An 18864-nucleotide genomic window follows, 5' to 3' on the forward strand; every position below is an offset into this window, starting at 1 on the left:
ACGGCTATGACCTACCGACGAACATCATTTCCTGTTCGTCGGCCCGCTATCTTGGCGCGTAACGTCGGAGCCGCGTGGTCGAACGTATAGCACCAGCGCATGGTCGACTAACTCATAACCATGCTCTTCGGCAATTTCTTGCTGACGGCGCTCAATGATTTCATCAACAAATTCGATGATCTCACCGCTTTCAAGGCACACCATATGATCATGGTGATCCTCTTGGGTCATCTCAAACACCGCGTGTCCGCCGTCAAAATTGTGGCGGATGACTAAACCGGCAGACTCAAACTGAGTCAACACTCGGTAGACGGTTGCCAAGCCAACATCTTCACCCGCATCGATGAGTGTTTTATACACTTCTTCAGCGCTAAGATGGTGCTGGCCCGAAACATTTTCGAGAATCTGAAGTATCTTGACGCGCGGCAGGGTCACTTTCAGACCGGCTTTGCGCAATTCATGGTTCTGATCGGCCATGGTCGCTCTTCGCAGTAACAGGTTAGGTCGGGTATGATCAACCGAAACCACGATAGTGAAGAATAGGCCCAAATGCAAAAATTGACTCAAATCATCACGCTCTCCGTTGCCCTTACCGTTGTTAGCGGGTGCAGTTACGTTGGCGTGTATAAGCGCGATATTCCTCAAGGCAACTTGGTGACCCAGGAAATGGTCAGCCAGCTTCAGCCTGGCATGACCCAGGAGCAGGTTACTTATGTGATGGGCAGCCCGTTACTGGAAGCGCCTTTTGACGCCAACCAGTGGGACTATGTCTTTCGTTTAGACAAGGCATACGGCGGCGTAGAACAACGCCGCGTGACACTAACCTTTGATCCTCAAGGGCGGTTGGTCAACATAGAGAAGCAGGGGGATCTGTCGGCCCCGCTACCGCTGAACAAAGAGAGCAGCATGGGACCCGCCACGGAAGGGATTGATCCTCTGGACGCGCTGCCGGAAGACAGCACACAGACGCCCATACCGCCGAGTGAACAGCCTGTCTCGCAACCTTAAGCAATTACCGCTTGGGGTCGCTCGCTTGGCGCTTGGCGCGCTCAAGGCGAGCGGCTTTGGGGTCGATGGCCAACGGCCGGTAAACTTCTACCCGATCCCCTTCGCGTAATGGCTGAGTGTCGGGATCACGCAGCGCCTTACCGAAAACGCCCAGAGGTGCCCGAGCAAACGACTCGCCGGGCACTTCGGGAAATAACGCGGGCAGGTTAGCCAAGTCGACAGCTTGGTGTGCTGTTGTCCCCTCAGGCACGCGTAGCGCCACTATGCGCTGCTTAGAAGGCAAAGCATAGGCAACTTCAATGGCTAGCGTTTCAGTGGCCATACAGCTCATTTGCGCGTTTGGTGAAGGCATCGACCAGCTGACCCGCTATTTGCTGGAAAAGCTTTCCGAACGCCATGCCAAGTAACCGGTTGGCGAACTCAAACTCCATTTCCAAGCTGACTTTACAGGCACCATCTCCCATAGGGATAAATAACCAGCGACCTTTAAGTCGCTTAAATGGGCCTTTTACCAACGACAGTTCAATGCGCTCAGGCGCAAAAAGGTCGTTACGGGTGGTAATGGTTTGCTCGACCCCGGCGCGCCCAAGCGTCATTTCACCAATAAGATGGACGTCATCGCGCTCGATCAAACGCGCATGACGACAACCCGGCAAGAACTCAGGGTAGCGTTCGAAGTCGTTAACCAGATCGAACATTTTCTGGGGGGGGTGCCGCACCAAGGCGGAACGATTGACGGTTGGCATTGACCTCTCCGCTGACTTCACAGTACCCAAAGCGTATCATGGGAAACATTTTTCAGTCCCTAAATGGTATCACGCCTCCCCAAATAACGAAGGGGATGCCACTGACAGATTAACGATGAGGTTCCATGGCCACTAAGAAAGGTAACAGTAAGGGTCCCGGTAGTAGCGTGATTGCGCAAAACAAGAAGGCGCGGTTTGAATACCATATCGACGAAACCTTCGAGGCAGGCTTGTCTCTCGCTGGCTGGGAAGTCAAAAGCCTGCGCGCGGGCAAAGCCCAGCTTACCGACACTTATATTTTGGTGCGCAACGGCGAAGCGTTTTTACTCGGTAGCCATATCATGCCGCTCAATACGGCGAGCACCCATGAGATTGCTGACCCGACCCGTACCCGCAAGCTGCTGCTGCACCGTAAAGAGATCGCTAAAATATTTTCGATCACCCAGGACAAGGGGCATACCTGCGTACCCTTGAAGCTTTACTGGAAGCGCAATAAAGTGAAGTGTGAACTGGCTCTGGTGACCGGCAAACAGCTACATGACAAACGTGCGACAGAAAAAGATCGTGACTGGAGCCGTCAAAAAGGTCGAATTATGCGGGAACATAATAAGGCATAACTGGTCAATGAGCTGTGAGCACGTTAGAATGTTCACCTGTAATAAGGGGGCGACATGGTTTCGACGCCGGTGACAACCCTTGCGGTGCATGCCGAGAGCGTGATGTATCTCGTAAATCCCACATCACGAAAAATAGTCGCAAATGACGAAAACTATGCTCAAGGCGCGCTAGCAGCTTAAACACTGTTAGCTTCTTGTCTGGCCCCAAGGTGATGTGCCTATTCATCACTGCGGGGATATGAGCTAAAGCTGATAGGACCGCGGTTGGTGGTGTCTTCTCGCCAACCGTTAAACTTTAGAAGGCTCGCGTGGCTGAATCCTGATCGTCGGAGTCAGTCGCGTTAAAACAAATGACGAAATCTAAGCATGTAGAGCCAATAGGCGCGTGCTGGCGGACGCGGGTTCAATTCCCGCCGCCTCCACCACCTTACTATGCAAATCAAGCACCTACGGGTGCTTTTTTTGTGTCTTGATTAGCCCTTATTCAACCTTAACCCTCATGCATTGCTAGCCCTTACTCATCTAAGCTGTCGCCTGTCAGCTAAGCGGCCACCACGGCCATGGGCGCTTTATGGCTTCATCGCCATGAGAGAATCGCCCAGTCTCGTTGACGAGCAATGTCGGCCAATACAGGGTCGGGATGAACGGCGTGGGGTTTTTCCACTGATTCAAGTAACGGTAGATCGTTGTGGGAATCAGAATATCCCCACGTTTCCAATAATGGGGTATCGCCAAGCCACTCCTTCAGCGCCGCCAGCTTCCCTTCCTTGAACGTTCGAGTCCCCTGCGCCAGCCCCGTATAGCACCCTTCCTGCTGTTCAAGGTCCGTCGCCAAAGCAACATCACAGCCCAGCCGCTTGGCCAGAGGCAGCACTAACTGGAGGGTGGAAGCGGAAATTATAACGATGGTGTGCCCTTTTTCACGATGCCAGGCTAGCTGAGCCAGCCCTCCCGGAAACAGGCGCGGAATAATACGGCTATCCAGAAACACCTGTACCTGGTTAGCCACGTCTTGCACCTTACGCCCCACCAGCGGGGTGAGTAAAAAAGCGAGATGCGCCTCCATATCCAACGTCCCAGCGGCGTAGTCAACCATGTGGCTGTCCCATATACGCCGATACTCAGAGACATCGGTAATCCATCCCTGCTCAATCAGCCATTCATTCCATAGCCCGGTGATATCACCATCAAGCAACGTGTCATCAAGGTCGAAAAGCGCCAGCCGCAACGCTGAAGGGATCATACTCACTCCTCTAGCTCCTGAACTTCATCCAGATCCACGGTCACCACTACCTCACTACCTTCCGCCAGTAAATGTCGATTGCCGCGGTTAAGCGCATCGACCGACAGCACCACCTCTCCACACTGCACCGCATAGCGCACAATATTACCCAATAACTGGCGACGACGTATCACTCCCTGGCAGCCTGGTCCCGAATGGATCGGCCAATCGCCCCGGCGCTCCTCCTTCTCGGTCGGCTCAAGATAGATCGCTTCAGGACGTAGTGCCACACGAGCCGTATTAAAACCCTCGCCCAGCAGTGAACGGGCCTGGTCGGCGAGAAGCACGTTATAGTTCCCCATGAAACCTGCCGCATGGTGCCCGCGGGGGCGTGTATAGAGCTCTTCGGCATCGCCCTGCTGCAGGATGCGCCCATCATGCATAAGGAAGATACGATCAGACATCATCAACGCTTCTTCTTGATCATGGGTTACAAACACCGTCGTCAAGTCTAGCGTTTTCTGGATATCGCGAATCTGCTCTCTCAAGTGACGGCGAATGCGCGCATCGAGTGCCGATAGCGGCTCATCCATAAGCAGAATACGAGGCTCCACCACTAATGCCCGCGCCAGTGCCACTCGCTGGCACTGGCCACCCGAAAGCTGGTGGGGAAACTTGTTGGCATGATCGTTGAGCTCAACCAGACGCAGCACGTTCTCGACCCGCTGTTGGCGCGCTTCTGGCGGCACTTTCTGCATACGTAGCCCAAACGCGACATTGTCAGCGACCCGCATATTGGGAAACAGCGCATAGTGCTGGAAGACCATCCCCACCCCGCGGCGCTGCGGTGGAAGTGAGGTGATCTCCTCGCCGTTGACGACGATACGCCCCTCATTGAGCTGGGTGAGACCCGCGATGGATCTCAGCAGGGTCGACTTACCGCAGCCTGATGGGCCTAGCAGGGTTACAAACTCACCCTTGGCAATTTCAGCACTGATGTTTGAAAACACAGGCGTCTCGCCAAAGCGCTTGGTCAGGCCTTCCAGGCGCAGATGTGCAGCGCTTTCCGCCGAGTCAGACAGGGCTTCAGAGCCGGAGCTATCTCGCTGAACAGCCGTGCTGTTGGCCAGTGGCACGACACCATGCTCAGAGGGATTAACCGTTACATTGGTCACAAGCGGACCTCCTTGGCAAGCGCGTGGCCAGCCTGGCGATTACCCAGCCAGGTCAGCAACAGCGTAAAGAGAAAGAGCGTGATCACCAACGCGCTGGTGAAGTGACCACTGGCCCCGCGTATGTTGTTGAGATACACCTGAAGAGTTTCGTAGCGTGTCCCGACCAACATGTTAGCGAAGACGAACTCACCCACTAGGAACGAGAAAGAGAGGAAAATAGCTATCTGCACGCCAATGCGAATATTGGGCAAGATGACCAGAAAAAAGGCTTTAAAAGGCGACGCGCCGAGCAGTTGCGCCGCGTCCATCAGAGAGGCGACATCAATGGTGCGCAAGCTGTTGGCGATGGAGCGATAAACGAAAGGTAACGCGATAGTCACGTAGGTAAACATCAGAATCCAAGGAGTTCCCACAAGAGGCAGCGGCCCACCGGCGTAAAGCTGTAACAGCCCTACCGAAGAGACAACTGGCGGTACCGCGAACGGGACAAGAATAAGGCCGTTCATCCAGGCATCCAGCCGCGGATAGCGGGTATGCGCCAAAAAAGCTACCGGCACCACCAGTATCAAACTTAACGCCAAAGCCCCCACGGTCACGAACATTGAGCGGGCGAACGCCCACTGAAAGCGCGGTGTACTCCATAACGACAAGAACCACTTGAGGGTCAATCCCTCTGGTACCAGCGTAGCGCCCCAACTGGTTGCCAGCGCATACCCCAAGGTGGCGACTAGCGGCAGCGCCAGCAAAATGAAGACACTTATCACTACCAGCGTATAGGGCGAAGGCCACCAACGAGACAGCATTGGCAGCCGGGAAATCTTTGGCCTGGGCAACGTTAGGTCATTTGGCAACATGATGACTCCTGCGCAACAGCCACTGCTGAATCAGCGTAACCAGGATAAGCAGGGCTACCAGCACCAACGCCAGCGCACTGGCCAGGTTGGGCTGTAGGAACAAATCTCCCGAGACCAGATTAGCAATGCGAATAGTCAACAGATTGTAATTGGTGTTGACCAGCGCGTAGACAGTGGCATAAGCGCCCATGGCATTGGCGATCAGTATCGTCAGGGTTCCCGCCAACGCTGGCCTTAGCGCTGGCAGCCCAATGTGATACCAGTAAGCAATACGGCCTGCTCCCAACAAACTTGCGGCATCGCGCCAATCAGCCCGCAGCCCCTCGAAGGCGGGAAACAGTAGCAACATGCCCAGCGGGATTTGAAACCAGGTATAAATGACGATTAAACCGTTGCGGGAATAAAGCGAAAAGTTCTCTATCAGGCCCGCACGCTGAAGCATAAGCGTCAGCACGCCGTTGGCGCCCATCAGAATGATAAAAGCGAACGCCAGCGGCACCCCGGCAAAATTACTGGTCATATTGGTAAATGCAATCATCCAACGGCGCAACGGGCCGCTGGTGCGCGTCAAGCTGTGGCAGGCCAGGGCGGCGACCAGTAGCCCAACGAGGCTAGACACTAGCGAGATTTCGAGGCTTCGCCAGATAGCTTGACGAAAGAAGGGTGAACCGAAGATTTGTTGAAAATTCCCTACTCCCCAGCGTCCATCAACATGAAAAGCGCTGATGACAATCCAGCCTAAAGGGGCTAGTTGAAAAGCCAAGAAGACCAGCGCAAACGGCACCAACCACAGCCAAGCGGGAAACAGACGCCTCACGACGTGACCTGCTTGTCTGCCAACAACTCAAGATGACGGGACTTGTCGTGCTCAAGCCCCATCAGGGTCGCCAGGGTGCCACATAGATGCGTTTGGCGAATCACAACCTCGGACTTATGGTCAAACGCATCGCCAAATAACCACAGCGGCACACGACGCTCCTCCTCCAATAAGCCCGAATGAGAGTTATCGGCGTTCATGCCATGATCAGCCGTCACCATCACCTGATAGCCTTCGGCCAACCATCGCGGCAAGTAATCTGACAAGGCGATGTCGGCTCTTCTCGCCGCATTGCGGTATTGAGGCGATTGCCCACCATGATGATGGCCTACATCATCAATATTCATGCTATGCACAAGCAGAAAGTCGGGGGCATTAAGTCGACGCAACGCTTCGGCATCGCTAAACAAGTGATCGTCTGGGTAATGGTCCTGCCAGTAGAACAGCCCGGCCTGTATGGCGCTTTCGGGATTCTGCTGGAAGCGATGCTGCGACGGTTTGAAGGGAGCCTCAACATACAGCTCGCTGACCCAGTGATAAGCCGCCGCCGCTGTCCGTCGCCCCTGGCGTACGGCAAGATCGAAGAGACTGACGCCGGTTGAACGGCGCACTATTTGATTATTTACAACGCCCGAATCTACCGGGCGGTCACCGGTCAACAGGCATTCATAAAGTGGTCGCGACATGGCGGGCAGCTCGCAATCGAGCATCCGGTAGCTACCCCGCCCCGCCTCACAAAGAGCATGCAGGTGGCCCATGGCATGCTGGCCTACGGCGTGGTTGAGACCATCAAGCACCAAGAGAATAACGCGTTGAGACATGCCTCACTCCCAGCCGCCTCCGAAGAGGCGGCGATTGGTTGAGAAAAGAGATGTTATTGCTGGTGGATCATCACCTGGGACTGCCACTGGCTGGGCAGCTGGCGAGCGCTCATTTCCCACGCCTCAAAATTCTCTACGGGTCGTGCATTGGTGTACTGCTCATTAGGCAGCAGCTTAGCGGCGATAGCGTCAGGCAACGTTAAGTGCTCGGCACGGATAGGGCGCGCATAACCATCAGCAAGATTGATCTGCCCTTCATCGGAAAGGATATACTCGCGCGCCAGCTTGGCGGCATTAGGGTGCGGGGCATGCTTGTTGATGATGGTGACGTAGCCCGACGTGACCGACGCATCGGCTGGAATGACAACATCGAAGGCATCGCGATTGATTTGGTCACGGTAGTTCAAGGCGTTGAAGTCCCACATCAGGGCTACCTCAACCTCACCTTTCTCCAGATTGGCAATACTGGGGTCAGCAAGCGACAGGCGGCCTTGGCGTGCCAGTTCAGCAAATAGCTCAAGCCCTGGCATCAGGTCGCTTTCGTCTCCCCCGTTGGCATACGCGGCGGCCAACACAGCGCTGTTAGCCTGAGCCGCTTGGCCCACAGCACCGACTGCCACGGTATAGTCGCCCTCGGTCAGATCAGCGAAGGTAAGCGGACGATCTTCTTCCGCCACCAGCTGCTTGTTGGTCATAAAGGCGATAGTACCGGTATAGCCCAGCATCCAGTGGCCCTCCTCGTCCTTGGCCCAGTCTGGAATCTCTTCCCAGGTAGTCGGCTTGTAGGGCTGGGTCACCCCTTCCGACACCGCGATAGGACCGAAGCTGATACCCACATCGCCGATATCAGCGGTGGCATTCTTGCCTTCAGCCTTGAACTTGGCAATTTCCTCTGCTGAGCTCATATCGGTATCAATGTGCTCCAGACCATAAGTATCGAGCAAGTCGGCCCATGTCGCTTTCCAGTTGGCCCAGGTATCAGGCATGCCAACACTATCGACACGCCCTTCTTGCTGGGCGGCGGCGATCAGTTCTGATAGGTCGGAGGTCGCATGCGCCTGGCTGGCGAACAGGGTTGCCCCCAGGGCAGCCGTCAAGGTGTGGCGAAGAAGAGTTGATTTCACGGTATGGCTCCATTCAGATGGTCGGGAAGAAGCCACTTATTGGTCTAGATCAGAAGCGGCTTTCCAGAAGAATGGTAGGGGCACTGTGTGACAAAAACGTGTCAATTGAATGGCAGGAGCATAACGTTAATAGTAGGCTATATAGTTGATTCAGAAATTTTATGCGTAATTATTAGTGGCACGACTGTCATCGAGGTGACACGTTATTGTCGTTAAAATGACACACAGCTTCATCACACTACTGATCTATACCAGATACGGATTTTTCTTGACTGACATGCCCCCGATTACAACCCCCCAGTCATCCACCTTAACGCCTCCCACCCACCTTACCCTGCAAGCCAGTCGCCTTCGTCAAGGGTTGCTGGGTATGCTGGATCATCAAGCCCTTGCCGGCCGCTTACCCTCAGAACGGCAAATGATGGAGCGCTTTGACACCACCCGCATTACGCTGCGTGAAGCACTGACACAAATGGAAGCCGAGGGGCGTATTTACCGCGAAAGCCGGCGTGGCTGGTTTGTCTCGCCACCCCGCCTGCGCTATGACCTGCTTGCCTGCTTGCCCTTTCACGACATGGTCGAATCGCAGCAACGACGGCCAGAGACGCACGTGCTGGAAGCCACCACGTGCCCAGCCCCCCCTAAGGTCGCGGCTGGCCTGGGCATCGCCGCCGACACGCCGGTTTACCACATTATCCGAACGCGCCGGATTGATGGTCGCCCGGTGCTATATGTAGAGCATTACCTACGCATAGACTGCTTCCCAGGAATTCTTGAGCACGACCTTGCGTCCCGCTCACTGACCGAGCTCTACCGCAGCCACTACGGTATTCGAATCAGTCGCGTCAGCTTCGAACTCTGCTCTACGGTACTCGATGATCGTGCCGCTCATGCCCTTCGTGCCGCCACCCGAAGCCCGGCTCAACGAGTCACCCGGATCAATTACGACCAGAACGGCCGAGCCATCGATTATGATGATGAGCTATGGCGGCACGACGCGATTGAGCTGACCCTGTCGGCAGCGCCTCAAAATGCATCGTTCGACACGTAAAGACAGCCACCTTTTCAAGCCAACGCCACCGATCAAGACATGCCTGGAAATGGTGATTGAGATTAGTGATTGGTGATTGGTGAGAGAACGTGTCCTGTGGCGGGAGCCGGAGCAGTTTCAAACAGGCTTGTTAAAAGAGCACGTCAAGCGGCTAGAACCAATGCAATGCGGCAGACACTAAAACGGATGGTAACGTTGGGCGCTAGCAAGCAACGACATACAAGATATGTTGGCGCCTCTCGCCCAAGGCGCCACATTAAACCACGCTCAAGCCGACTATAAGTCGTTCACTTCATTGGCATTTACTTTAACGATGCCTGACGACAGACAATCTTTGCGCCTTACTCAACGGTCATAAACGGTGTTTCTTCATGGTCCGTAAACGCGTATACCTGATAAGGACTGTCTTGTGGCCCTGGCATACCCGGCGTACCAATCAGCATACCGGCTAAACCGATTCCGTCTACGTCAGGTTGCTCTTCAAATAACCTTTGCACGGCTTCCATCGGTACATGCCCTTCAATCCAATACCCACCTATTTTGATGGTATGACACGACCCAAGACCATAGGGCACCCCCGCCTGCTGCTTGATATCTCCCAGCTCAACGTCATCGACAATAGTGGTATTAACGCCCAGCTCTTCAAGATGACGAGCATAAGCATCGCAGCAGCCGCATTGGGGATTTTTATACAAGGTTGCCTCGGTGGGCAGTGCTGCATACGCTGACGTCGCTCCTAGGAGTAGAGCGCCTGACAAACAGATAGAAGCGGTTAAACGGTTCATAAATGAGTTCCTTGACGAGAAAGACTTAAAAGGTAGCGATTGAGCAGGAAAGCACCAAGCCCACTAAGCGACTCAAGCAGCAGCGACATTAACCGGCAGAATGAATTCACAAGATTCATTCTGCCCTTAACTACACACGCTTATCGCTCACTTAAAACATACAACCTATGGGTAAGACCAAGGTCAAGGTAGTCATCATTTTAACAATGTAATTTTGTCGCAGATCAAATGCACAAGAGCGAGCCTTGCTACTCAACCATTCATGGCTGCTTTTTTATTTCTAAAAACCGCCTTACAAGTATTTTCCCTAGGGACAGCTAAGGTCGCCCTCTTTGCAGCTGGCATGCTCAAGGAGTGTTTGCGTGCGTGTCTGAGTCAAATTTTCAAGGCAGAAGTTGCGTATCATGGGCTGGGCGCTGCCGCCTTCCACGGCGCTACTCTCGAACGCGCATTCGGCATCACGAAAGCCGACCCATTGTCGTTGAGCCTCTCGGAGTTTTTCAAGCGATGCTGAATGATGCTCAAGCCTGTCGACTAGCCGCTTATAGGCCTTATTAAGCTCATCATCGGCGGCTTGGTATGCTTGCGCCGAGCACTCCGTTAACGCTAATTGGGTACTCGCGTTATCACATGCCTCGTTTGCATTCGTAAAGCCGCTTGAGAGCAGAAGCCCAATACTCACGTATAATAGCGATAAACGCATAATCACACCTATTGCTTGATTAAAAGCCAGCGTGGCAACTTCAGCCAGACTACCTTATTACCTTTTTCTTGACCCCAAAAACAAAGCGCCAGCATGTCTGCGGACGCTTTGTTTACTATCTGAACACTTATAAGCGTTTATATACGCTGATACCTACTTAGTGGGCCAGCATCTCTTCGACGATTTCATCACCATTTAAATCAGACGGATAATACGTTGGCCAATGAGTGACTTCTTCCAACAACGCTTCACGATCATCGCCCCAGTAAAGGTGGAAATGGTGCGCATCCGTTGGATAAATATCGTGGTCGCTAAACTGGATATATTGCGGAAGCTCGTCAGAATCTCCTTCCAATTCGAAAATAAACCGTACGCCACGATTGCCTGCTTCGTAGGTCAATATTTCGTAGCCATCGTATTGGTACTCACCGGTATTGTCTTCGCCGTTTTCGTAGAAGGTAACGTTGTTGTCTTCAATCACAATGCGCTCTACATCGGTTTCATAACCGGTGGTGTAGTACTGCTTGTACTCCTCGGCCGTTTTGTCGCCATGCTCCGCTTTGTGTGCAAACACTTCATCTAGCGTGCCGTCTTCCAGATACGGGTAGACAGACTGCCAGTCGCCTTCCCAATCCGAGAGCGGGCGATCAGCAACCTGATCATCATTGAAATGGCCCGAATAGATATCACTGTCATGGCTGTGGTCGTGGTCGTGGTCGTGGTCGTGGTCGTGACTGTGATCGTGACTATGGTCTTGGTCATGGCTGTGATCATGATCGTGGTCCGCGTGTACGCTTTGAACGCCGGTCAGTAGCATGGTGCTTAACGCAAGCGCACCCATCCTTTTAAATGGCAGTGTTGTCATATTCAAGCTCTCCTTTTGGCGATTGAGATGGTCATCGCCAATAAAGATACAATATAACATACCAATCAGTAAACAGATTTTATACTCGCACAAGGCACTAACATTATCGCTATTGGTGCATTTATTGGAGCCGTCAAGTAGCTACGAAGGGAGAGTACGGAGCTTAAGAAAGATATTTTGGTAGGGTTATAACGCATCGGACCCCGCGTAAGCGGGGCCCGATCATCGAATCTAGGCGATTCGAGTACTTACCAGATCACTAACTAAAGAATAGCTAGGATCAAGAAAGCAGCTTGATGTTTGAAGCTTGAAGGCCTTTTTGACCCTGGGTAACGTCAAAAGAAACGTTAGCGCCTTCCGGCAGGGTTTTAAAGCCATCAGACTGAATTTCAGAAAAATGAGCAAAAACGTCATCGCTGCCGTCAGACGGTGCGATAAAGCCAAAACCTTTAGAATCGTTAAACCATTTAACTGTGCCAGTTGCCATTTTATAAATCCTTTCGCAAATCGCGAATTGTAAAAAATCCTGGTGTTACCCAGATAATAGTGAGTAGAACAAGGAATACAATTACAGACGACCGAAAGAATTCGAATGTTTCTGGAACCATGCTGCTTGCTAACTTACTGAGCGCACAGTGCCACGTATGGTTTGGTAGGTCAAAGCCTTTCAATTTTTAATTTATTTTTCACTCGTCAAATCGATATAAAAACGAGCATAAAATAAAAATTATCAGTACTCTTGGCGCTATGCTAGGCACCCTTAATTCGACCGCCTAGCGTGCTTGGCTTGCCCGGTAATTCCCGCGTTATTCGCGACCTGGCGAGCACTCTGAACGAGGTTGTTAGCATGCTTTATGCAGTGAGCTTGTTGGCGGGTATTGTATTACTGACCCTAGGGGGAGAGTCACTCATCCGAGGCGCTGTGGCTGGCGCTCGAAGAGTAGGTGTTTCGCCACTCCTAACGGGCCTGGTGGTGGTTGGATTCGGCACGTCGTCGCCAGAGTTGGTGGTGTCCATTGATGCCGCCATGAATCAACAGCCAGATATTGCGATTGGCAACATTGTAGGCAGCAATATTGGCAATATCTTATTAATTCTGGGCATGTGTGCTGTCATCTGCCCCATGGTAGTCCAACCATTGGCGCTACGCCGTGATGGCTTGGTGGTGGTATTGGCCAGCCTGCTCTTTATTGGTCTCTCTTTCGGTGGCGCCTTAGGGCGCGTAGATGCAGCCATTTTTATAGCAGGACTCGTCGGCTATCTTATCTGGGCTTATGTCAGTGAAAGTCGCCAGCCTATACCTGCGGCCGAGATGCATACGTCAGAAGCGGAAGAAGTGACCAAGCTACCCACATCAGGATGGATGATGGTCGTCGCGCTAGTGGTGGGCCTGGGCATGCTGATTGGCGGCTCTCAACTGCTGCTGTTTGGTGCCATTGGTTTGGCCCAGGCAATGGGGATTTCCGAAGCAGTCATCGGCTTAACTATTGTTGCCGTCGGCACCTCCCTTCCCGAGATGGCCGTATCGGTGATTGCCGCCCTGCGTCGACATGCCGATGTGGCTGTCGGCAATATTTTGGGCAGTAATATTTTTAACCTGCTGGGCATACTAGGCATTTCGGCGTTTTTACAGCCACTACCGCTCGCGCATCGCGTGGCCATGTTTGATCAGTGGGTCATGCTCGGCGCCGCTGCCTTGCTGGTACTATTTTTATATACCGGTATGCGTCTTTCACGCTGGGAAGGCGCCGCTCTACTCGCCGGCTATGTGGCTTATATTGCACTAAGCTTTACTATTTTTTAGCTTTTACCTAGCAGCGCTTCAACACACTCCAGCGGTGACAGACCATCTGCTTACCGTGTATTGCGGACATGGCACGCTGGAGTGGCATGGGTCAACATACACTGAGAGGTAATAGCCATGCGTTAATGGCTAAGCGCTATCTCGCTATAGGTAGCTAATATAAAGAGCTAATACAAAGGGCTAATATAAAGGGCTACCGCAGCTCTTCAGGCACCTTGATACCCGCTTCTAGGTAATAACGCAGAGCGCCCGGGTGCAGAGTGCCCAGCATATTTTCCAGCATGCCGGGCGTAATGCTGCCCCACCATGCAGCCTCTTCGGCCATGGAATCAAGGCGTTCCCAGAACGTTTTGGTCAGCGTATAGGCGGTGTCATCATCCATGAAGGTGGTGGTATAGGCCATTACCGGCAACGAGGTCGTGTCGACATCTTTATCGATGCCTGGGTAGGTGCCACCGGGGATCGTTTGACGGGTAGCGCCCGTTTGTTCGATTTGTTCTTCGCTCAGACTGATCAAGGTCACAGGCATACTGGCAACCGTTTCAATCACATTGGGCGACGGGAAAGAGCTGGCAGTGACGAAACCATCGATCTTACCGCTTTTAAGCGCATCAGGGCCGTTTTCAATAGCCGCATCGGCAATTTTAACCTTAGCATCCAAGCCAAACAGTGTTAGGTAGCGAGCGGCTTCCCGCGCGCCAAACGTGCCTCGGCCAATCAATAGATGCTTGCCATCCAGAGCGGCAATATCCGTCACGCCTGCATCACCAGCCAGCACAAAGTGCATGGTAATCGAGGGAATCGGGAATAAGCCTCGTATCTCTTGAAAACGAGGATTCGGGCGTTCTGCAAAAGCGCCTTCATTTGCCAGGGCCTGGCCCACTAATTCAGAAGGAGCGGTAAACATATAGTTGCCTTGGCGAGCCATCACTTCCATCACGTTTTGTACCGAGCCCTGACTATCTTCCAGGGTAACCACAATGTCATCATCGGTGCCCTGACGGATCGCTTCCGAGAGTTCTACCCCCATCTGATAGTAGGCCGTGCCCGCAGAGGCTGATTTATAGGTGACACGGGTGTCAGCCTGTAGGGAGAAAGCAGTAGCGGCAAACGCCAGCGTAACAGCCGACATGCTAAGCGCGCGGCGAAGGAAGCGAAATGAGATGCGCATCGTTATTTTCCTCAACGTGTTCAGCGGCCGTGGTCAAGCCGCTTCGTTTTAGTCGTACTCACCTTGAGAACAGCAAGCCTCAACATAACACGGCGATGCTAAGCACACACTCCGCCCGCGCCTCCTATGCTATTGCTTACCCAGCGATGATTGCCGCTTAATCGAACAACTAGATCGAGCCACTAGCGAGGTAACGGATAAAGCTTTATTAGCAATCGCCTGTATGACTTCTAGCATTTATTTAATATTACTATTCGGCAATAGTATTATATGTATGTATTTATTAACGCCCACATAAAACTAATGCACTTAGCGTTACCATTACCAAAAAGAATAATTTATTAAAAAAAGATGCCAGTGCGTTAAGAAGGACTACTTTCGTTCGTTTTTATAAGGTATTGCATTGCATTACACACTGATAGACTAAATCTGATTTCACATCCCTCCTAACAACTTAACAATGAGGAAGACCCTCACATGACTATGTTGTTCCAACTCTCCTGCCAGCCTCGATTATATCGTCGCTGGCCTTTTTTGTTAGCCGCCTTACTATTATTGATAAGCCCCTCGGCGTTTGCCGTTACCGGTGAGTTAAATTTAACCACCTCGGCGGTAGGTTTTTTTGCCGTGGCTATCTTTGTTTTGGCTTACGCATTGGTCATGGCAGAAGAAAAAATCCATATGCGTAAGTCTAAACCGGTATTGGTCGCGGCCGGTATTATCTGGGGCCTCATCGGCTGGGTGTATGTCCAAAACGGTATGCCGGAAGCGTCAGAGTACGCTTTCCGCGTCACGCTGTTGGAGTTCACCGAGCTGATGCTGTTCTTGCTGGTGGCCATGACGTACATCAACGCCATGGAAGAGCGCCGGGTTTTTGACGCCCTGCGTTCGTGGATGTTGCGCAAAGGATTTAACTACCGGACGCTGTTTTGGCTAACGGGCGGGCTGGCCTTTTTACTCTCTCCGATCGCGGACAACCTGACTACCGCGCTACTCATGTGCGCTGTGGTGACGAAAGTCGCTGAAGGCGATCAGCGCTTTATTAACGTCGCCTGCATTAATATCGTGGTGGCTGCCAACGCCGGGGGCGCGTTTAGCCCATTCGGCGACATCACCACCTTGATGGTATGGCAAGCGGGCATGGTTGAGTTTCAGGAGTTTTTCATTCTGTTCTTCCCGGCGCTGGTCAACTTCTTAATTCCTGCGGCTATTATGAGCGTGTTTATTAAAGATGAAAAACCCGCCAGTGTGTATGAAGACGTATGGATGAAGCGCGGCGCCCGCCGCATTGTCTTGCTGTTTTTATTGACCATTATTACCGCCGTGCTGTGTCACGTGGTGCTTCATTTACCACCCGTTCTGGGGATGATGACAGGCCTTGGCTATTTGCAATTCTTCGGCTACTACCTACGCCGAAGCCTGCCTCGCTCGCTGGAACGTAAGCGTGAACGCTATAGCCGCCAAGGCGATAACCAAAAGCTTGCTCAGTTGGGTAGCGTAGTACCCTTTGATGTCTTCAACCGCGTCGCGCGCGCCGAGTGGGACACCTTGCTGTTCTTCTACGGGGTGGTGATGTGCGTCGGCGGGCTTGGCTTTATGGGTTATCTCGGCTTGTTATCTGAAGCGCTCTACACCGGCTGGAACGCCACTGCAGCCAACATTACGCTCGGCATTGTCTCGGCGGTTATCGACAATATCCCGGTAATGTTTGCGGTGCTGACCATGGAGCCCGATATGTCTCATGGACAATGGCTGCTCATTACGCTAACCGCGGGGGTCGGGGGCAGTTTACTGTCGATTGGGTCAGCGGCTGGCGTGGCCGTCATGGGGCAGGCACGCGGGTCGTATACGTTTATGGGCCACCTGCGCTGGTCGCCGGTGATTTTGCTCGGCTATATCGCCAGCATTCTGGTTCATATGTGGCTAAACGCTGAGAGCTTTGCGCTTTTCAGCGGTATATAGCGGCACTCCTACCTTTATCCATCAGTCTCCCCTTTTCAGTACGCTGGGAAGGGGTTTAATAACTCGCATTGAATAGCCAGGAGTCAGTAACTCTCGAAAAGATACTCTATGGGCGTTGGGCGGCCAAACAGATAGCCTTGATAGCGGTAGCAACCGTGACCCCTTAGCCAGTCTAGTTGCTCTTTTTTCTCTACCCCTTCGGCAACCACGGTTAACCCCAAACTCACTGCGAGCAAAATGGTGGTATCGACTATCGCCGCGTCCGTCTTATCTGTCAGCAGTTCATTGATGAACGATTGATCAATTTTCAACTCATCGAGCGGTAAACGCTTTAAGTAACTTAGTGATGAGTAGCCGGTTCCAAAATCATCCAGCGCAAAGCGGATGCCTTTTGCGCGTAGCCTCAACATGGTATCTCGTACCCGGACGGGATCATGCATCAACAGGCTTTCCGTCACCTCAAGCACCAAACGGCCAGGTGGCGCCTGCGTTTCTACTAACAGTGTCTCTACATCGTGCACGAACCCTGGCTGCTGAAACTGCACCGAACTGACGTTGACGGAAATGCTCAAGGACGCATACGTCGTTTGACGGGACCACAACGCTAACTGTTCACAGGCTGACCGCAACACCCAATAACCAATGGGTATAATCAGCCGATTCTGCTCGGCAATGGGAATAAACGTTGCAGGGGAAACCCATCCACGCTGGGGATGGTACCAGCGAAGTAGCGCCTCCACGCCCGTAGTAACGCCCTGATGATCAACCTGTATCTGGTAGTGCAAGGCGAGCTCATTACGCTCAAGGGCTTGATGTAAATCCGCCTCCAAACTGACCCTTTCCACAACGCTGGTTTGCATGTCAGCATTAAAAAAACACAGTGAATTCCCGCCCGCCCTTTTAGCCTGCTGCAAGGCCAGATCTGCCTGTCGCAGCACACCGTCCATACTCTGCTCACCACCAGCAAACAGCGAAATACCAATGCTGGCACTGATTGGCAATGAGTTATCCTTTTTTAACTGGGCAATGGTTTCCAGAAGCTGACGAGCCACCCGCTCGGCTTTAACGGCGGCGCCTGTCTGGTATTCGCCTAAGTTGCTCATCAGAACAATGAATTCATCGCTACTAAAGCGAGCCAACGTGGTGTCTGCATCAAGACGCTGGCGTAATTTTTCTGCAACATTGATCAATAATTGATCACCACTTTCATAGCCCTGTATGTCGTTGACCAACCGAAAATTATCCAGATCAATAATCTGTACGGCGCTATAAGATGCCGCCCACTCCTCGTGATCAATAACCGTCGTCAAAGAGTCCATCAACAGGCGACGGTTAGGCAAGCCGGTTAGCGAGTCATAAAATGCTAAAAAGTGAGTACGCGACTGCATCTCCAGATAATCGGTAAGCTCAGTCGAAATACCGCACAAATAGGGAGGTGCCCCAGGAAATATTGAAAGCGGCATTTTAATCGACAAGAACGTTCTTATTCGGCTTTCGCCTTTCAAGACGTTATTCTCTTCTACCGTTACCTTTTTGCCTGACACCAATACACCTAGATCCACCTGCTCCATACTAGCGGCGCTGCCGTTCTCAAAGAATGCATCATCGCGCTTACCGATAATCTGGTCTTCAGGCAGCCCTAATAGTTCGCTAATGCGGCGATTCACATATTGATACTCTAAGGTCGGAGACTTGATATAAATAAACGCGTCGACACTATCCAGAATAGTCGACAGCATCTCTTTATTGGTCTGCAACAGCGCGCGGTTATGCTTCACCCGACGTTTCAATAACACATTGCCTAGCAGCGCTAAAAATAGAATCACCACCAGCAAGAGAACGCCCCACCTCACCACGTAGTCATCTACACGGCGTAAAAGTTTGATGGGATTGGCAGCAGTCGCTAATAGGGCGCCATGGGTCAGCGCATCCACTCCATGCAACGCTGTTCGCTCGTCAGTTAACACAACCACCGACACGGGAGGCAGACTCGCAATGCTTAGCGGTGCATATAGACACGCCCCTATAAACATACTGACGGCTTTTTTTAAGCTTTTAGCCAAGTAGAGAGGAGCGGTCTTTTTTCGCCGTTGTCGGCTGTTATTATTCGCTACCGAAACGCTCATGGTCGCCAGCCAC

Annotated in this window: 20 protein-coding genes and 1 other RNA gene; 6 read left to right on the forward strand and 15 right to left on the reverse strand. The window is 52.4% G+C overall.

Going from position 1 to position 18864, the window contains the following annotated elements; all coding sequences use genetic code 11:
- Nucleotides 1-24: 24 nt before the first annotated feature.
- Nucleotides 25-477 carry a ferric iron uptake transcriptional regulator gene (fur, locus tag ACFFLD_RS18825; RefSeq protein ID WP_096276274.1) on the reverse strand — a complete coding sequence of 151 codons (453 nt, stop codon included), beginning with the start codon at nucleotides 475-477 and terminating at the stop codon, nucleotides 25-27.
- Between the two features lie 72 nt (nucleotides 478-549).
- On the opposite strand from fur, the gene bamE reads away from it, so the two are divergent.
- Complete coding sequence (gene bamE, locus ACFFLD_RS18830) at nucleotides 550-1008, forward strand: outer membrane protein assembly factor BamE (protein WP_386043052.1); 459 nt, start codon at nucleotides 550-552, stop codon at nucleotides 1006-1008.
- A gap of 4 nt (nucleotides 1009-1012) precedes the next feature.
- Here the strand turns inward: bamE and ACFFLD_RS18835 are convergent, their stop codons facing one another.
- Entirely contained in the window at nucleotides 1013-1330 is a 318-nt protein-coding gene (locus ACFFLD_RS18835; protein WP_386043053.1) for an RnfH family protein, read from the reverse strand.
- Complete coding sequence (locus ACFFLD_RS18840; protein ID WP_386043054.1) at nucleotides 1320-1754, reverse strand: type II toxin-antitoxin system RatA family toxin; 435 nt, start codon at nucleotides 1752-1754, stop codon at nucleotides 1320-1322. Before ACFFLD_RS18840 ends, ACFFLD_RS18835 begins: the two co-directional genes overlap by 11 nt.
- Nucleotides 1755-1879: 125 nt before the next feature.
- Between ACFFLD_RS18840 and smpB the strand changes: the two genes are divergently transcribed.
- Nucleotides 1880-2371: an SsrA-binding protein SmpB gene (gene smpB, locus ACFFLD_RS18845; RefSeq protein ID WP_008958772.1), complete on the forward strand. Its 492-nt coding sequence runs from the start codon at nucleotides 1880-1882 to the stop codon at nucleotides 2369-2371.
- Between the two features lie 45 nt (nucleotides 2372-2416).
- Nucleotides 2417-2796: a transfer-messenger RNA gene (gene ssrA / locus ACFFLD_RS18850) on the forward strand.
- Nucleotides 2797-2948: 152 nt separating this feature from the next.
- On the opposite strand, the gene ACFFLD_RS18855 is transcribed toward ssrA, so the two are convergent.
- Genes ACFFLD_RS18855 through ACFFLD_RS18880 form a run of 6 tightly spaced genes read right to left on the reverse strand, consistent with a single transcriptional unit; the run spans nucleotide 2949 to nucleotide 8384 of the window.
- Nucleotides 2949-3614 (reverse strand): HAD family hydrolase, encoded by a 666-nt coding sequence (locus ACFFLD_RS18855; protein WP_386043410.1) that lies wholly within the window; start codon nucleotides 3612-3614, stop codon nucleotides 2949-2951.
- A gap of 2 nt (nucleotides 3615-3616) precedes the next feature.
- The gene (locus ACFFLD_RS18860) at nucleotides 3617-4768 is read right to left on the reverse strand and encodes an ABC transporter ATP-binding protein (RefSeq protein WP_386043055.1); all 1152 of its coding nucleotides are present in this window, start codon (nucleotides 4766-4768) and stop codon (nucleotides 3617-3619) included.
- Nucleotides 4765-5622 (reverse strand): ABC transporter permease, encoded by an 858-nt coding sequence (locus tag ACFFLD_RS18865; RefSeq protein ID WP_386043056.1) that lies wholly within the window; start codon nucleotides 5620-5622, stop codon nucleotides 4765-4767. The genes ACFFLD_RS18860 and ACFFLD_RS18865 overlap by 4 nt, the downstream gene beginning before the upstream one ends.
- Complete coding sequence (locus ACFFLD_RS18870; RefSeq protein WP_386043057.1) at nucleotides 5609-6439, reverse strand: ABC transporter permease; 831 nt, start codon at nucleotides 6437-6439, stop codon at nucleotides 5609-5611. The genes ACFFLD_RS18865 and ACFFLD_RS18870 overlap by 14 nt, the downstream gene beginning before the upstream one ends.
- Nucleotides 6436-7260, reverse strand: a complete 825-nt coding sequence (locus ACFFLD_RS18875) for an alkaline phosphatase family protein (RefSeq protein WP_386043058.1) — start codon at nucleotides 7258-7260, stop codon at nucleotides 6436-6438. The genes ACFFLD_RS18870 and ACFFLD_RS18875 overlap by 4 nt, the downstream gene beginning before the upstream one ends.
- 53 nt (nucleotides 7261-7313) lie before the next feature.
- Nucleotides 7314-8384 carry an ABC transporter substrate-binding protein gene (locus ACFFLD_RS18880; protein ID WP_386043059.1) on the reverse strand — a complete coding sequence of 357 codons (1071 nt, stop codon included), beginning with the start codon at nucleotides 8382-8384 and terminating at the stop codon, nucleotides 7314-7316.
- Between the two features lie 277 nt (nucleotides 8385-8661).
- On the opposite strand from ACFFLD_RS18880, the gene ACFFLD_RS18885 reads away from it, so the two are divergent.
- Nucleotides 8662-9435, forward strand: coding sequence for a UTRA domain-containing protein (locus ACFFLD_RS18885; RefSeq protein WP_386043060.1), 774 nt, complete (start codon nucleotides 8662-8664; stop codon nucleotides 9433-9435).
- A gap of 341 nt (nucleotides 9436-9776) precedes the next feature.
- On the opposite strand, the gene ACFFLD_RS18890 is transcribed toward ACFFLD_RS18885, so the two are convergent.
- The 4 genes from ACFFLD_RS18890 to ACFFLD_RS18905 all read right to left on the reverse strand — a co-directional run bounded on the left by ACFFLD_RS18890 (nucleotide 9777) and on the right by ACFFLD_RS18905 (nucleotide 12275).
- Nucleotides 9777-10220 carry a DUF411 domain-containing protein gene (locus ACFFLD_RS18890; RefSeq protein WP_386043061.1) on the reverse strand — a complete coding sequence of 148 codons (444 nt, stop codon included), beginning with the start codon at nucleotides 10218-10220 and terminating at the stop codon, nucleotides 9777-9779.
- Between the two features lie 307 nt (nucleotides 10221-10527).
- On the reverse strand, nucleotides 10528-10923 hold the full coding sequence (locus ACFFLD_RS18895; RefSeq protein ID WP_386043062.1) for a lysozyme inhibitor LprI family protein: 396 nt from the start codon (nucleotides 10921-10923) through the stop codon (nucleotides 10528-10530).
- Nucleotides 10924-11080: 157 nt separating this feature from the next.
- Nucleotides 11081-11788: a metal-binding protein ZinT gene (locus tag ACFFLD_RS18900; protein ID WP_386043063.1), complete on the reverse strand. Its 708-nt coding sequence runs from the start codon at nucleotides 11786-11788 to the stop codon at nucleotides 11081-11083.
- 280 nt (nucleotides 11789-12068) lie between these two features.
- Nucleotides 12069-12275 (reverse strand): cold-shock protein, encoded by a 207-nt coding sequence (locus ACFFLD_RS18905; protein ID WP_007111857.1) that lies wholly within the window; start codon nucleotides 12273-12275, stop codon nucleotides 12069-12071.
- 360 nt (nucleotides 12276-12635) lie between these two features.
- On the opposite strand from ACFFLD_RS18905, the gene ACFFLD_RS18910 reads away from it, so the two are divergent.
- Complete coding sequence (locus ACFFLD_RS18910; protein ID WP_386043064.1) at nucleotides 12636-13592, forward strand: calcium/sodium antiporter; 957 nt, start codon at nucleotides 12636-12638, stop codon at nucleotides 13590-13592.
- A gap of 193 nt (nucleotides 13593-13785) precedes the next feature.
- On the opposite strand, the gene ACFFLD_RS18915 is transcribed toward ACFFLD_RS18910, so the two are convergent.
- Nucleotides 13786-14763 (reverse strand): TAXI family TRAP transporter solute-binding subunit, encoded by a 978-nt coding sequence (locus ACFFLD_RS18915; protein WP_386043065.1) that lies wholly within the window; start codon nucleotides 14761-14763, stop codon nucleotides 13786-13788.
- A 477-nt stretch (nucleotides 14764-15240) separates the two neighbouring features.
- On the opposite strand from ACFFLD_RS18915, the gene nhaD reads away from it, so the two are divergent.
- Nucleotides 15241-16725 carry a sodium:proton antiporter NhaD gene (nhaD, locus tag ACFFLD_RS18920; protein WP_386043066.1) on the forward strand — a complete coding sequence of 495 codons (1485 nt, stop codon included), beginning with the start codon at nucleotides 15241-15243 and terminating at the stop codon, nucleotides 16723-16725.
- Nucleotides 16726-16808: 83 nt separating this feature from the next.
- Here the strand turns inward: nhaD and ACFFLD_RS18925 are convergent, their stop codons facing one another.
- Nucleotides 16809-18851 (reverse strand): putative bifunctional diguanylate cyclase/phosphodiesterase, encoded by a 2043-nt coding sequence (locus tag ACFFLD_RS18925; protein ID WP_386043067.1) that lies wholly within the window; start codon nucleotides 18849-18851, stop codon nucleotides 16809-16811.
- Nucleotides 18852-18864 lie beyond the last annotated feature (13 nt).

This window comes from Vreelandella sulfidaeris (genome assembly GCF_042429665.1).
Taxonomy (GTDB): Bacteria; Pseudomonadota; Gammaproteobacteria; order Pseudomonadales; family Halomonadaceae; genus Vreelandella.

Bases quoted from the DNA above. Each gene is read 5' to 3' on its own strand.
- fur (WP_096276274.1), bottom strand. From the start codon at position 477: ATGGCCGATCAGAACCATGAATTGCGCAAAGCCGGTCTGAAAGTGACC.
- bamE (WP_386043052.1), top strand. From the start codon at position 550: ATGCAAAAATTGACTCAAATCATCACGCTCTCCGTTGCCCTTACCGTT.
- ACFFLD_RS18835 (WP_386043053.1), bottom strand. From the start codon at position 1,330: ATGGCCACTGAAACGCTAGCCATTGAAGTTGCCTATGCTTTGCCTTCT.
- ACFFLD_RS18840 (WP_386043054.1), bottom strand. From the start codon at position 1,754: ATGCCAACCGTCAATCGTTCCGCCTTGGTGCGGCACCCCCCCCAGAAA.
- smpB (WP_008958772.1), top strand. From the start codon at position 1,880: ATGGCCACTAAGAAAGGTAACAGTAAGGGTCCCGGTAGTAGCGTGATT.
- ACFFLD_RS18855 (WP_386043410.1), bottom strand. From the start codon at position 3,614: ATGATCCCTTCAGCGTTGCGGCTGGCGCTTTTCGACCTTGATGACACG.
- ACFFLD_RS18865 (WP_386043056.1), bottom strand. From the start codon at position 5,622: ATGTTGCCAAATGACCTAACGTTGCCCAGGCCAAAGATTTCCCGGCTG.
- ACFFLD_RS18875 (WP_386043058.1), bottom strand. From the start codon at position 7,260: ATGTCTCAACGCGTTATTCTCTTGGTGCTTGATGGTCTCAACCACGCC.
- ACFFLD_RS18885 (WP_386043060.1), top strand. From the start codon at position 8,662: ATGCCCCCGATTACAACCCCCCAGTCATCCACCTTAACGCCTCCCACC.
- ACFFLD_RS18890 (WP_386043061.1), bottom strand. From the start codon at position 10,220: ATGAACCGTTTAACCGCTTCTATCTGTTTGTCAGGCGCTCTACTCCTA.
- ACFFLD_RS18895 (WP_386043062.1), bottom strand. From the start codon at position 10,923: ATGCGTTTATCGCTATTATACGTGAGTATTGGGCTTCTGCTCTCAAGC.
- ACFFLD_RS18900 (WP_386043063.1), bottom strand. From the start codon at position 11,788: ATGACAACACTGCCATTTAAAAGGATGGGTGCGCTTGCGTTAAGCACC.
- ACFFLD_RS18905 (WP_007111857.1), bottom strand. From the start codon at position 12,275: ATGGCAACTGGCACAGTTAAATGGTTTAACGATTCTAAAGGTTTTGGC.
- ACFFLD_RS18910 (WP_386043064.1), top strand. From the start codon at position 12,636: ATGCTTTATGCAGTGAGCTTGTTGGCGGGTATTGTATTACTGACCCTA.
- ACFFLD_RS18915 (WP_386043065.1), bottom strand. From the start codon at position 14,763: ATGCGCATCTCATTTCGCTTCCTTCGCCGCGCGCTTAGCATGTCGGCT.
- nhaD (WP_386043066.1), top strand. From the start codon at position 15,241: ATGACTATGTTGTTCCAACTCTCCTGCCAGCCTCGATTATATCGTCGC.
- ACFFLD_RS18925 (WP_386043067.1), bottom strand. From the start codon at position 18,851: ATGAGCGTTTCGGTAGCGAATAATAACAGCCGACAACGGCGAAAAAAG.